Origin of the sequence: Dyella sp. AD56, from assembly GCF_002878475.1 — a bacterium.
Classification (GTDB): Bacteria; Pseudomonadota; Gammaproteobacteria; order Xanthomonadales; family Rhodanobacteraceae; genus Dyella.
This window is the reverse complement of the sequence record NZ_NRDP01000035.1, coordinates 1-11,994: the sequence shown is the minus strand read 5'-3', so window position 1 is coordinate 11,994 and position 11,994 is coordinate 1. Positions and strand designations below refer to the sequence as shown.

Below are 11,994 nucleotides of genomic sequence, written 5' to 3'. Positions count from 1 at the left end.
CTTCGCCACGTATTTCCATCAAGTCGACAGGCAGCGGATGATCTCCTCCCACTTATCGGTAGTCTCGTTGCGCGACCTGATGTTGGTGCAGGCGGTGCGCCGCCATGGCAGCTTCAATAGTGCCGCGCGCGCCATGCACATCAGTCCTTCGGGCCTTTCGCATCAGGTGCAGAAGGTAGAGCAGGCGTTGGGGGCGCCGCTGTTCGAGCGCGGAGGGCGGCGCATCGTGCCGACGGCGGGTGGTCAGCGATTGCTCGAACAGATCGACGCCGTGCTCGCCGCCGCCGAACACCTGCAGCAGGTCGCCCGCGCTGGTGAGGTTGCCTTTGGTGGCGAGCTACGCCTGGGTGTACCCGCATCGCTGGGCCCTTATCTGCTTCCCCATCTGATCGGGCCGTTTCCCCAGCATTTCCCTGGTACCCGGCTTAGCCTGTCCGAAGGCAAGCCGCGTGGTCTGTTGCGTCGTTTGAACGAAGGTGAGCTCGATGCTGTGCTCGCTCCGCGCGTTCCGCCGGTGAGCGGCGTGGCAATGCGCCCGCTGTTCTTCGAGCCTTGGGAGGTGATGTTTCGCGCCGATCATGCGCTCGCCGGCAAGCGGAGCGTGGGCATCGAGCAACTCGAAGCCAGCGATGCCACGCTGATGACCGAGAGCCATTGCGAGGATGTGCTCGGCGGCGGTCACGTGCAGGACGTGAGCCTGGAGAGCCTGGCTGCACTGGTAGAACTGCGAGGAGGCTATGCACTCGTGCCGGCACTGGCCCATGACCGCCTCGCTTCCATGCCCAATGTGGTGCTCGCCAAGCTCAAGGGTCAGGCGCCAGGGCGCGAGATTGCGCTGTACTGGCGCGAGGCCTCACCGTGGCATGCGGACCTGCAGAATTTCGCGGTCTTGCTGCGCAAGCTTGCGAAGCAGAGGCCGGGGCTAAAGCCGGCGGACGAAGCGAGCTGAGGCTCGCTTCGTCCGCCCTATCGTCAGAAATCCAATTCCTGCGACGCACAAAGATAGTCGATCATCGGCGACACGCGCTTGTACGTGTCCACCAGCCACGGTAGCAACTCGGCGGAGCAGGCCAGCTTTTCGTCGAAGCCTTCACCGCAGGCGAAATCCTTGCGCTTGATGTCATCGATCAGCTCGTGCGTGGCGTCGAACCCGCGCGGTGGGCGACTAAGTGATTCACCCCAGAACTGGAAATGATCGCGGAAGGCCTTGCTGCGCGTCGCGCGCTTCCAGGCCTCGGGGTTGTCGGCGAGGAACTCGCGGATCTTCTTCAGCGCGTCGGACTCCGGATGCCAGATGCCGCCGCCCGCGAAGCAGTCGCCCGGCTGGATATGCACGTAGAAAGACGGCGCAGGGATCTCGTGGCGGCGTTCGTGGAAGAAGCGCGCGCCTTGCCACGGTTTGTATGGCTGCTTGTCGTTGGAGAAGCGCGTATCGCGATAGATGCGGAACAGCGAACCGCCGCTCTTGCGCGGGTCGGCCCGGTAGTGCTTGCTGATCTTGGCAATGGGCGCCTGGATGTCGGTGATCAGCGCGAGGAATGGATCGCGTACGTCGCGTTCGTACTCCGCCTTGTGAGCATGAAACCACTCGCGGTTGTTGTTGCGATCCAGCGAACGCAGGAAACGGAAAGTGGCGGGCGAAAAGTAAGTCTTGGCCATGATGTCAGTGGTCAGGCGGAGAGAAGGGCGATGTCGGCAGCCAGCATCTCGCCCCAGGCTTGCAACTGGTCGAGAATGTCGAGCTTGTTTCGGTGGGCCTCATCCGCACGCAGCGCGGCGATGTGGGCGAAATACTGGTCCAGCGTCAGGTTCGTCAAAGGTGTGGGCCGGGTCAGCCGATCACGGCAGAAGGCCTGCCAACGCGCCTGTTCTTCAAGGTTGAGGGTTTCCGGCCAGTTGCGTGCACGGTAGCGGAATAGCAGTTCCGGGTAACGCGAATCGCGGAATGGAAAGCTGCGCTGGCCCAGCTGCTCTGGTGGCGTTGCGCGGATGTCCGCCAGCAGGCGTTTGTCCGCATCTGGCAGAAAACCGCCGTACAGCGCCAGCTCCGGATCCTGCGGTGGTGGCAGGTCGGCCCCGCGCTGGAACACGCGGCGAAGCTTGGCCGCCAGCCCCTCGGCAGAGGCAAGCATGTCGCGGTGTGCGTGCACGCGGTCGAGATCGATCTGCAGGCGCTCGAGGTCCACGCCCTTCAGCGTGGAGAGCGGAGCGAGCGCTGGCGAGCGGTTCGCGCGAACGGTGCGTAGCGGAATCCGTTCGACGCCTTCGGGCAGATCGGCCCGTGCGGTAAATACACGGTCGGCAATCTCATCCTCGTCCAATGCCAGTAGCTCGGATGGATCGTTCGCCAGGTCGTACACGATGATCTCCGCCGGCCGGCTCGGGTGCGCAGCCAACGGTGCGACCACGGCCAGGCAATGCCGGCTGGACGGGTAGCGGGAAGACACATGTACCACCGGCGTCATCGCCACCACGTCGAGCATTTCGAACACGCGCTGCTTGCGCCGCAGGTTGAAATACCAATCCCACAGGCGTGGCTGGCGCACGCGGATCAGGCGGGCCAGGTCGATCAGCGCATAGACGTCGGACAACGCGTCGTGCGCGCGCTCCTGTCGAAGATGGTTGGCGGTGGCCAGGTGTTCCAGCTTGAAGCTGGGCGAGCCATCCTCGCGCTTGGGCCACTCGATGCCTTCGGGACGCAGCGCCTGGCACATGCGCACGAGGTCGATCAGGTCCCAGCGAGAGTTACCGTTCTCCCATTCACGGCCGTAAGGCTCGAACATATTCCGATAAAACAGCTGGCGGCCAATTTCGTCGTCGAAACGCAGTGAGTTGTAGCCCACCCCGCAGGTACCTGGCTGGGCCAACTGCTCATGTACGCGCGCTGCGAAGTCCGACTCCAGGCAGCCCTCGCGCTCGGCCTGTTGCGGCGTGATGCCGGTGATCAGACAGGCCTCGGGGTGCGGCGGCATCTCCCTAGGCGGTTTGCCGAAGAACATCACCGGCTCGCCCACGACCTCCAGGTCCATCGTGGTGCGGATGCCGGCGAACTGCACCGGGCGGTCACGCCAAGGGTCGGCGCCAAACGTCTCGTAGTCGTGCCAGAAGAAAGTCTGCATGCCGCGATCATCGCATGGCCCTTCTGCGTGCTCCATGCGGCCCACCCCTGGCAGGCGCCCCGATCGTGCCGAATTCAGCGGCCTGGTCGGTGCGCTGCTGTTAGACTCCGCGTCCAGGAGGGCGCATGAGCCAAGCGAACGAAGACAATCTGATCTGGATCGATCTGGAAATGACCGGTCTCGATACGGACAACGATTCCATTCTCGAGATCGCCACCATCGTCACCGACAAGGATCTTCGCATTCTGGCGGAAGGCCCGGTGTTCGCGATTCGCCACCCGCTGGAGCGGCTGGAAGGCATGGATGCGTGGAACCGTAACCAGCACCGACGGTCTGGCTTGTGGGACCAGGTGGTGGCTTCCAGTGATGACCACGCAGCGGCGGAACAGGCCACGCTCGATTTTCTCAAAGAGTGGGTGCCGGCCGGCAAGTCGCCCATGTGCGGCAACTCGATCTGCCAGGATCGCCGCTTCCTGCACCGTGAGATGCCACGGCTGGAGCGCTACTTTCACTACCGCAACCTCGACGTGTCCACGCTGAAGGAGCTCGCGCGCCGCTGGGCGCCGGCTGTCGGCAAGGGCTTCTCCAAGGAATCCGCGCACACCGCGTTGTCGGACATCCGCGACTCGATCGACGAACTGCGCTACTACCGCCGCTTCATGGGGCCGCTGGGCGGCGAGTTCTGAGTCTTCCTACGGGAGTCACCATGTCCTTCGATCTGTTCGCTCCCGTGCTCGACTGCAACGGGCGGTCGCTCAAACTTGACCGCCCGCGCGTGGTCGGCATCCTCAACGTCACGCCCGATTCGTTTTCCGATGGCGGTAACTACGCATCGTTAGATGACGCCGTGGCGCATGGTCTGCGCATGGTGGAAGAGGGTGCGGACATGCTGGACATCGGCGGCGAATCGACCCGCCCCGGATCCGGCGACGTTCCCGTTGAGGAGGAGTTGCGGCGCATCGTGCCCGTGCTCGAGCAACTGGCAGCGCGTACCAGCGTCCCGCTGGCCATCGATACCTCCAAGCCAGAAGTGATGCGTGCGGCCGTGGCGGCTGGCGCGGGCATGATCAACGACGTCTATGCCCTGCGACGCGAAGGCGCCTTGGATGCCGCGGCCGAACTCGGCGTACCGGTGTGCCTGATGCATATGCTGGGCGAACCGCGCAGCATGCAAGACGATCCGCACTACGACGATGTAGTCGGCGAGGTGCACCGGTTTCTGACCGATCGGCTATTTGCCTGCGAGTTGGCCGGCATCGATCGTCGCAAGGTTATGGTCGACCCCGGTTTCGGCTTCGGCAAGAACCTAGAGCACAATCTGGCCTTGCTGCGGGCGTTGGAGCGTTTTGCGAATCTTGGCAGTGGCGTCTATGTCGGTATGTCGCGAAAATCGATGATCGGCGCGATGACGGGACGGCAGGTGCCTGCTGAGCGCGTGGCGGGCTCGGTCGCCGCGGCCGTCATTGCAGTGCAGCGCGGCGCACGGATGGTGCGCGTTCATGACGTGGCGGCTACCGTCGACGCGCTCGCGGTGTGGCATGCCGTGCAGGCTGGCGATGTGCCGGCGCGCCGTGACGACAAACCCACCATGCCGCGCTGGCCGGATGACGAGTAATCACCCAGAACAGGATGTCTGGCGCATCAACGCGCCGACTTCGGCAGGAGTAATGCCATGACGCAACGGAAATATTTTGGAACCGACGGTATCCGCGGCCTGGTAGGGCAGTGGCCCATCAGTGCGGATTTCATGCTGCGGCTGGGTCGCGCGCTCGGCGTGGTGCTGGCGCGCCATGGGCGCGCACGGCCGAAGGTGGTGATCGGCAAGGACACCCGCGTATCCGGCTACATGTTCGAATCCGCCCTCGAAGCAGGGCTGGTCGCTGCAGGGGCCGACGTGGCATTACTCGGGCCCATGCCTACACCGGGCGTGGCGTTCCTCACGCGCTCGCTGCGCGCCGACGCAGGCATTGTGATCAGCGCATCGCATAACCCGCATCATGACAACGGCATCAAGTTCTTTTCGGCGAATGGCGAAAAGCTCTCCGATGACGTGGAGCAGGCCATCGAGGAAGAGCTGGAGCTGGAGTTCACTACCGTTCCCTCCGAACAGCTCGGCAAGGCCACCCGTATCGCGGACGCCGTGACGCGCTACGCGGAGTTCTGCAAATCGACAGTGTCTGAAGATTTCAGTCTGCGTGGCATGAAGATCGTGCTCGACTGCGCCAATGGGGCGACCTATCAGGTGGCGCCGAAGGTGTTCTCCGAACTCGGCGCGGTGGTGAACACCATTGGCGATCGGCCCGACGGTTTCAACATCAATCGCGACGTAGGCTCCACGCACCCACAGGCACTGGAGCGCGCCGTGTTGGAACAGGCTGCCGACATCGGCATCGCCTTCGATGGCGACGGAGACCGCGTCCAGTTGGTCGACCGCCACGGCAAGCTGGCTGATGGCGACGACATTCTTTTCGTGTTGGCCAACGCATGGCATGCGCAGGGCCTACTGCTCGGCCCGGTGGTCGGCACGCTGATGAGTAACTATGGCCTTCAGCTCGCACTGGCCCAGCACGACGTAAAGCTGATCCGCGCCAACGTGGGTGACCGCTACGTGCTGCAGCAGCTCAAGGAACACGGCGGCAACCTGGGTGGCGAAACCTCCGGCCACATCCTGTGCCTGGACCGCGCCACCACGGGTGACGGCATTGTCTCCGCACTGGCCGTGCTGGAGGCGCTGACCTATGCCGGCACGGATTTCGCCGAGGCGCGGCAGGGGCTGCACAAAATGCCCCAGATCATGATCAACGTGCGCGCGGACGGCGCCCGCGAGGCCTTGCACAGTCAGCCGGTACGCGAAGCGCTTGCTGAGACCGAGCGCGCGCTGTCGGGCCGTGGTCGAGTGGTGCTGCGTGCCTCGGGTACGGAGCCGCTGGTGCGCGTGACGGTAGAGGCTGCCGACGAGGGCGAAGTGCGGCAGTTGGCCGAAAAGCTCGCCGGTGTCGTAAAATCCTCCGCAGAACGTTCGTGAGCCTGTAAGAAGTTCGGGGATCTTGCATCCCACCCAGGTCGCCAAGGATTGGCCCGACGTGCCCCGCCCCTGCGGTGGCGGACAGACAAGTGGACCGCACGCACAACCTGTGGACAAGCCATGAAGAAAGTTCCAACCCTCGACATCCGTCGTTACGACACGGACCGTGCCGCATTCGTTGCCGAGCTGGGTAACGCCTACCGTGAATACGGCTTCTGCTGCATCAGCGGCCACGGTATTCCGCGCGAGCTGATCGACGGCGCGTACGAGTCGTTCCAGCAGTTCTTCGCGCTGCCGGCCGACACCAAGATGAAATACCACGTGCCTGGCAGTGGCGGCGCGCGCGGCTACACGCCGTACAAAGTGGAAACGGCGAAGGACAGCAAGCACGCCGACCTCAAGGAGTTCTGGCACGTTGGTCGCGAGATTCCGCGCGACTCGAAGTTCGCCGACGTGATGCCGCCCAACATCTGGCCGGCCGAAATCTCGGACTTCAAGAAAAACGGCTACGGCCTGTTCGAAGCACTCGACCAGCTCGGCTCGCGCGTGCTGCGCGCGCTGGCCTTGCATATCGAACTGCCCGAGCACTTTTTCGATGACAAGATCGACCAGGGCAATTCTATCCTGCGCCCGATCCACTATCCGCCGATCACCGAAGACAACATCCCGAACGTGCGCGCCGGTGCCCACGAGGACATCAACTTCATCACGCTGCTGGTCGGCGCGAGCGCGGAAGGCTTGGAAGTGCTGACGCGTGAGGGCGAATGGTTGCCGATCACCACCGAAGGCGACGCCATCGTGGTCAACATCGGCGACATGCTGCAGCGCCTGACCAACCACGTGTATCCGTCCACGTCGCATCGCGTGGTGAATCCGCAGAACGATAACGCACGCAAGCCGCGTTACTCGGTGCCGTACTTCCTGCACCCGAACCCGGACGTGGTACTCGACCCGCTGCCGCAAACGGTTACGCCGGACAACCCGAGCCGGTACGACACCAGCATCACCTCGCACGAGTATCTGCTCGAGCGCCTGCGCCAGATCAAGCTGATCTGATCCCGCTTTGTGCTCCCTCTTCGTATGGAGAGGGAGCACTTGTTCCGCGTTTCATGCGCGCCGCCCGGCCCAAGCCGGAATGGGAGCCATGACTTCCGATCGATTCCCCTGGCTCAGGCGCGTACTACGCTGCACTCCCTCGTCGCGGGAGTTCGCCATGCGCCTGAAGTCGTTGCTGTGGATCGCCTGTTTCCTGAGTGGCAACGTCATGGCGACAGCCGATGACCCTTTTCGCGACTTTACGGACCTGACGGGTCACTGGACCTGTCACGGTGTCTTTCCCGCCTCGGGAAAGACAATCGACTCCACCATTCGTTTCGACTTCGATCTCAACGGCAAGGCGCTGATCAAGCACCACGACGACACGTCACCGTCCGCGACGTATCACGCGCTTGAGGCATGGGGATACGACGCCAAAAATGGCCGCTACAACGCGGCCATTCTCGACAGCTTCGGTGGTGCTCGGCTGTTTTCGTCTGACGGCTGGAAAGACGGGCGCCTGGTCTGGCGTTCCGCCCCCGAGATCAAGCCAGCCCAGCGCTTCACCTATATTCGAGAGCCCAAGAAAGGCTTGCGCATTGATTGGGAAGTGGAGCGTGAGGGCAACTTCGTGGTTGGCGATACGCTGCAATGCTCGCTCGAAGGTACCGATCAGTGAGTGGCTTCCAGCGCGCGATAACGCTTCGATTCGCGGGCCGATAGCCAGAGCGTGAACCGGTCGGGTAGCAGCTTCGTCAATGCTTTGATGAAGCGGTTGACGCCCCCGGTCACATGCACGATGTCGCCACGTTCCGCCGCTTCATAGCCTTCGCGCACCACGGCCTCGGCGCTCTGCCACATAAAGCCCGGCAACTTGTTCATCAGCAGCCGCGTACCAGTGACGTCGTGGAACTCCGACCAAGTGAAGCCTGGGCATAGCGCGCAGACGTTGATGCCAAGATGACGGTTCTCGAGACCAAGCGATTGAGAGAATTTGATCAGATACGCCTTGCTCGCCGCATACAGAGTGTGGCCGGCTGAGCCGGGTATATGCCCCGCCAGCGAGGCAACATTCACGATGCGGCCGTAGCCGCGTTCACGCATACCGGGCAGCAGGCGCCACGCCAACTCAGCGGGAGCGGTCATCAATACCCGGATAAAGGCCTCATGCATCGGCCAGTCGACCGCCTCGAACGTGCCTGGCACGCCGTAGCCCGCATTGTTGATGAGCCAGTCCACCCTAAGTCCACGTGCGTCCAATGCATCGCACAGTTGCGCCACGGCGGATGGGTCGGCGAGGTCCGTCGGGAGCACGGTCACTGTGGCCTGGTGGCGATCACTCAGCTCCTGGGCCAGCGCTTCGAGCCGCTCCACCCGGCGGGCCGTCAGCACCAGATCATGGCCGCGGGCCGCGAGCTCCCGGGCGAAGGCGGCGCCAATGCCGGCGGAAGCGCCTGTGACCAGGCTGAGTGGACGGGTCGTGGTCATAAAGTGGTCTCCTTGTGGTTCTTCTGATTTTTTCCGTAAAGGCAATGGCTTGTCGTTGACTCGTTGCCAGTGGCATGGTCCGACGTTAAGCTTTCGGGTTTATACGCAAGGGAAGACGCGCATGCGCAAGAAACTCGTCGCCGGCAATTGGAAGATGCATGGTAGCCGCAGCATGGCGACTGCCCTGGTCGGCGACGTCGCTGCCGCGCTACCAGCGGACATCGACGTCGTCGTCATTCCGCCGTTTCCTTACCTGGGCGAGCTGGCCATGCAGCATGCCGGTTCCGGCCTGGGCTTTGGCGGCCAGGATGTGAGTGAACACGAAGGGCAGGGTGCCTACACGGGTGAAGTGTCCGCTGCCATGTTGGCCGACGTGGGTGCGCAATGGGTCTTGGTGGGCCATTCCGAGCGCCGCCACTACCATCACGAAACAAGTGAGCTGGTAGCACGCAAATTCGCCGCCGCCAGGGCCGGCGGGCTTACCCCCATTCTCTGCGTGGGTGAAACGCTGGCCGAGCGAGAGAACGGACTCACCGACGCCGTCGTGGCGCGCCAGCTCAAGGCCGTGATCGAGTTGAACGGCATCGCCAGCTTCGATACGGCCGTGATCGCATACGAGCCCGTGTGGGCCATTGGCACCGGGCACACGGCCTCACCCGAGCAGGCCCAGCACGTTCATGCGTTCATCCGTAGCCAACTGGAAAAAGAAGATGCTATGATTGCACGTCTGACCCGACTGCTTTACGGCGGTAGCGTCAAAGCGGCAAATGCTGCGGATTTGTTCGCACAGCCGGACGTGGATGGTGGGTTGATCGGGGGCGCCTCGCTGGCATCGGCTGATTTCCTCGGTATCTGCGCCGCAGCCTATTGAGCATCACGGACTCTTAAAGAGAACCATGTTCGTCATTTTCAGCGTCTTCTACATTCTGATCGCCGCGGCGATGATCGTGCTGATTCTGATGCAGCGCGGCGCTGGTGCGGACGCGGGCTCCGGTTTCGGCGGCGGTGCATCCGCCACTGTGTTCGGTGCACGTGGTTCGGCGAGCTTCCTGACGCGTACCACAGCGGTGCTGGCCGCGCTGTTCTTTGCGCTGAGCCTGGGCATGGGTATGTACCTGAGCCACAGCGGCAAAACGCAGAGCGATAACAGCGGTGATCTGGGCGTGATGTCGGGTCTTGCCAACAAGCCGGCGGCAACGCAGAATGCGCAGCCCGCCGCACCGGTCAATGCGGAAATCCCGCAGGCCACCAAGTCGGCCCAGGGCGATGTTCCTGCCGCGACGACGCCGGCCAAGCCTGCAGGCGATGTGCCGGCCGCGGAACCTGCAAAGAAAACTAAGTAAGACACCTGCCCAGGTGGCGGAATTGGTAGACGCACTACCTTGAGGTGGTAGCGCCGTAAGGCGTGGGGGTTCGAGTCCCCCCTTGGGCACCAACAGAAGTTTCAGCGAGTCTCAGTGAGTCTCATGAAACGCACTAAACCCCGCATTTCGCGGGGTTTTTTGTGTCTGACGTTCTCAGGGCGTCTCAGCAGATCCCAAAATGTTGTGTATGCTCTTGTGTATGAATATGGATTTCATGCACAAGACGGTCCCCGCTCATGCCTAAGCACGCAAAGCCTCTTACGGAATTGGAAGTCCGCAACGCTAGAGCGAAGCAGAAGGCCTACACGCTTCCAGATGGCAAGGGGCTGTATCTGCAGGTCAGCAAGGCTGGATTGAAGACGTGGGTGGTCCGCTTTCGACTTCCGGGCAGCAAGACAGCCACCCCGGCCAGCATCGGCTATTACCCTGCAATGTCGCTGGCAGACGCGCGTGTGCGGGCTATCCAGATTCAGCAGGACGCTAAGGCGGGGAAGGCAACGCCGGGTGTTCGCAAGGTCCAGCAAATTGCTTTGGCATCTACTGCTGCCGAGGATGAGGCGCAGAAGCAGGCTGAAATAGCAGCCGAGCGCTCGACATTGAAGGCGACTGCACGAAGGTGGCTTGCAGACAATCACACTCATTGGGCTGAGGAAACGTACCGCAAAGCACGACTTGTCGTGGAGGGGTACTTTGTTAAAGAAATTGGCGACCTAGATATTCGCAGCCTGCAGAGTAAGGATGTTCGGTCGCTCCTGCTTAGGATGGCTGAGAGCACGCCCCAGCTGGCAAGAAAGGCGAAACAATACATCGGGCGGATAGTTGAGCAAGCTATCGACGAAGGGCTAAGGCCTGAAGAGAGTGCACTTCGGTTGGATCGATTGCTTCCCGCGCGTCGTCCGGGTCATATGCCCGCAGTAACCGATGATGAGAGCCGACTCGGCGATTTGATGCGAGCGATTGACGCGTACAGCAATCGAGTGGTTCGCGCTGCGCTACTTTTGGCTGCGTGGACAACCGTGCGCTCGGGTGTCGTGGCAAGTGCCCGTTGGTCGGAAATTGACCTTGAGCGGGCAGAGTGGCGTATTCCGGGCAAGGAACCGGATGGGCGCAATCGTATGAAGACTGGTATCGACTTCGATACATCTCTACCAACTCAAGCCATCGACGTACTAATGGAAATGCGTCAACGAAGTCATGGCGCAGAGTATGTTTTTCCGCCTCAGGCAAGACAGCAGTCCGCGCATCTATCACGTGATTCTCTAAGTAAGGCGCTGCGTGAGATGAACTTTAAGGGGGAGCATACGACGCACGGCTTCAGGGCGTCTTTTCGTACGCTAGGTCGCGAGCGGTTGGATATCGACGCCGATGTATTGGAAGCACAGCTTGCGCATGCTCCGAAGAACGAGCTCGAAGCCGCCTATGCTCGGGTGAAGTTTCGAGACAAGAGGCGACTGATCGTGCAGTCATGGGCTGACTATCTGGAAGAACTGAAGATCCGGGGCGGCATTCCAAAACTTCTGCGCCAAACTGGGTAGGGCGGATTGGTGTCGCCAGTGTAGTGTTGGCTCCCGCGCAATTACTTCGCCTTGTTGTAAGTAATTGTTTTTATTTGTGTATTAAATCTGGTTTCTATAATTCTTAGGGGGGGGCTGTGGCACGCAACATGCGGGGGCATCAACAGGGATCTCAATTTGCGCGACACTATGCTTGGATGATCGCGGCACACCGACGTCCCCCCGCTTTTGAGTAGCGATTCGATTTGGAGTCCAATCCCCCAACCGAAGGAGATTGGACGTGAAGAAGCGTTTTACCGAAGAGCAGATCATCGGCTTCCTGCGAGAGGTTGAAGCCGGCATGCCAGTCAAGGAGCAGTGCCGCAAGCACGGCTTCAGTGAGGCTTCTTATTACCTGTGGCGCAGTAAATTCGGAGGCATGAGCGTGCCCGAAGCAAAGCGACTGAAGG

Annotated in this window: 13 protein-coding genes and 1 tRNA gene; 11 read left to right on the top strand and 3 right to left on the bottom strand. The window is 61.9% G+C overall.

Annotated elements, in window-relative coordinates; genetic code table 11:
• Window positions 1-37 precede the first annotated feature (37 nt).
• On the top strand, window positions 38-949 hold the full coding sequence (locus DyAD56_RS21490) for a LysR family transcriptional regulator (protein ID WP_102304881.1): 912 nt from the start codon (window positions 38-40) through the stop codon (window positions 947-949).
• A 23-nt stretch (window positions 950-972) separates the two neighbouring features.
• Here the strand turns inward: DyAD56_RS21490 and DyAD56_RS21485 are convergent, their stop codons facing one another.
• Together DyAD56_RS21485 and sbcB are read right to left on the bottom strand one after the other, a co-directional pair.
• Window positions 973-1,659, bottom strand: a complete 687-nt coding sequence (locus DyAD56_RS21485) for a DUF2461 domain-containing protein (protein WP_102304880.1) — start codon at window positions 1,657-1,659, stop codon at window positions 973-975.
• Between the two features lie 11 nt (window positions 1,660-1,670).
• Window positions 1,671-3,119 carry an exodeoxyribonuclease I gene (sbcB, locus tag DyAD56_RS21480; protein ID WP_102304879.1) on the bottom strand — a complete coding sequence of 483 codons (1,449 nt, stop codon included), beginning with the start codon at window positions 3,117-3,119 and terminating at the stop codon, window positions 1,671-1,673.
• Window positions 3,120-3,244: 125 nt separating this feature from the next.
• On the opposite strand from sbcB, the gene orn reads away from it, so the two are divergent.
• The 5 genes from orn to DyAD56_RS21455 all read left to right on the top strand — a co-directional run bounded on the left by orn (window position 3,245) and on the right by DyAD56_RS21455 (window position 7,858).
• Window positions 3,245-3,805: an oligoribonuclease gene (gene orn / locus DyAD56_RS21475; protein WP_102304878.1), complete on the top strand. Its 561-nt coding sequence runs from the start codon at window positions 3,245-3,247 to the stop codon at window positions 3,803-3,805.
• Window positions 3,806-3,825: 20 nt separating this feature from the next.
• Window positions 3,826-4,734, top strand: a complete 909-nt coding sequence (gene folP, locus DyAD56_RS21470; RefSeq protein ID WP_102304877.1) for a dihydropteroate synthase — start codon at window positions 3,826-3,828, stop codon at window positions 4,732-4,734.
• A 57-nt stretch (window positions 4,735-4,791) separates the two neighbouring features.
• Window positions 4,792-6,144, top strand: a complete 1,353-nt coding sequence (glmM, locus tag DyAD56_RS21465; protein WP_102304876.1) for a phosphoglucosamine mutase — start codon at window positions 4,792-4,794, stop codon at window positions 6,142-6,144.
• A 120-nt stretch (window positions 6,145-6,264) separates the two neighbouring features.
• Window positions 6,265-7,200, top strand: a complete 936-nt coding sequence (locus DyAD56_RS21460; protein ID WP_102304875.1) for a 2-oxoglutarate and iron-dependent oxygenase domain-containing protein — start codon at window positions 6,265-6,267, stop codon at window positions 7,198-7,200.
• 88 nt (window positions 7,201-7,288) lie between these two features.
• A complete protein-coding gene (locus DyAD56_RS21455) occupies window positions 7,289-7,858 on the top strand; it encodes a hypothetical protein (RefSeq protein ID WP_146010592.1) in 570 nt (189 codons plus the stop codon).
• Here the strand turns inward: DyAD56_RS21455 and DyAD56_RS21450 are convergent.
• On the bottom strand, window positions 7,852-8,667 hold the full coding sequence (locus tag DyAD56_RS21450) for an SDR family oxidoreductase (RefSeq protein ID WP_102304873.1): 816 nt from the start codon (window positions 8,665-8,667) through the stop codon (window positions 7,852-7,854). The genes DyAD56_RS21455 and DyAD56_RS21450 overlap by 7 nt on opposite strands.
• A gap of 121 nt (window positions 8,668-8,788) precedes the next feature.
• Here DyAD56_RS21450 and tpiA point away from each other — a divergent pair, with 121 nt between their 5' ends.
• The 5 genes from tpiA to DyAD56_RS21420 form a co-directional block, all read left to right on the top strand.
• The gene (tpiA, locus tag DyAD56_RS21445) at window positions 8,789-9,538 is read left to right on the top strand and encodes a triose-phosphate isomerase (protein WP_102304872.1); all 750 of its coding nucleotides are present in this window, start codon (window positions 8,789-8,791) and stop codon (window positions 9,536-9,538) included.
• A gap of 25 nt (window positions 9,539-9,563) precedes the next feature.
• A complete protein-coding gene (secG, locus tag DyAD56_RS21440) occupies window positions 9,564-10,010 on the top strand; it encodes a preprotein translocase subunit SecG (RefSeq protein WP_102304871.1) in 447 nt (148 codons plus the stop codon).
• A 7-nt stretch (window positions 10,011-10,017) separates the two neighbouring features.
• Window positions 10,018-10,102: transfer RNA gene (locus DyAD56_RS21435), tRNA-Leu, on the top strand.
• Window positions 10,103-10,267: 165 nt separating this feature from the next.
• A complete protein-coding gene (locus tag DyAD56_RS21430; RefSeq protein WP_102304870.1) occupies window positions 10,268-11,566 on the top strand; it encodes an integrase arm-type DNA-binding domain-containing protein in 1,299 nt (432 codons plus the stop codon).
• 259 nt (window positions 11,567-11,825) lie between these two features.
• Window positions 11,826-11,994: transposase (locus tag DyAD56_RS21420; protein WP_146010591.1), on the top strand; the 169-nt coding region annotated here is incomplete at its 3' end.

Coding starts and splice junctions, on each gene's coding strand:
- DyAD56_RS21460 (WP_102304875.1), top strand. CDS start 6,265: ATGAAGAAAGTTCCAACCCTCGACATCCGTCGTTACGACACGGACCGT.
- tpiA (WP_102304872.1), top strand. CDS start 8,789: ATGCGCAAGAAACTCGTCGCCGGCAATTGGAAGATGCATGGTAGCCGC.
- DyAD56_RS21455 (WP_146010592.1), top strand. CDS start 7,289: ATGACTTCCGATCGATTCCCCTGGCTCAGGCGCGTACTACGCTGCACT.
- secG (WP_102304871.1), top strand. CDS start 9,564: ATGTTCGTCATTTTCAGCGTCTTCTACATTCTGATCGCCGCGGCGATG.
- sbcB (WP_102304879.1), bottom strand. CDS start 3,119: ATGCAGACTTTCTTCTGGCACGACTACGAGACGTTTGGCGCCGACCCT.
- orn (WP_102304878.1), top strand. CDS start 3,245: ATGAGCCAAGCGAACGAAGACAATCTGATCTGGATCGATCTGGAAATG.
- DyAD56_RS21490 (WP_102304881.1), top strand. CDS start 38: ATGATCTCCTCCCACTTATCGGTAGTCTCGTTGCGCGACCTGATGTTG.
- DyAD56_RS21485 (WP_102304880.1), bottom strand. CDS start 1,659: ATGGCCAAGACTTACTTTTCGCCCGCCACTTTCCGTTTCCTGCGTTCG.
- DyAD56_RS21430 (WP_102304870.1), top strand. CDS start 10,268: ATGCCTAAGCACGCAAAGCCTCTTACGGAATTGGAAGTCCGCAACGCT.
- DyAD56_RS21450 (WP_102304873.1), bottom strand. CDS start 8,667: ATGACCACGACCCGTCCACTCAGCCTGGTCACAGGCGCTTCCGCCGGC.
- glmM (WP_102304876.1), top strand. CDS start 4,792: ATGACGCAACGGAAATATTTTGGAACCGACGGTATCCGCGGCCTGGTA.
- folP (WP_102304877.1), top strand. CDS start 3,826: ATGTCCTTCGATCTGTTCGCTCCCGTGCTCGACTGCAACGGGCGGTCG.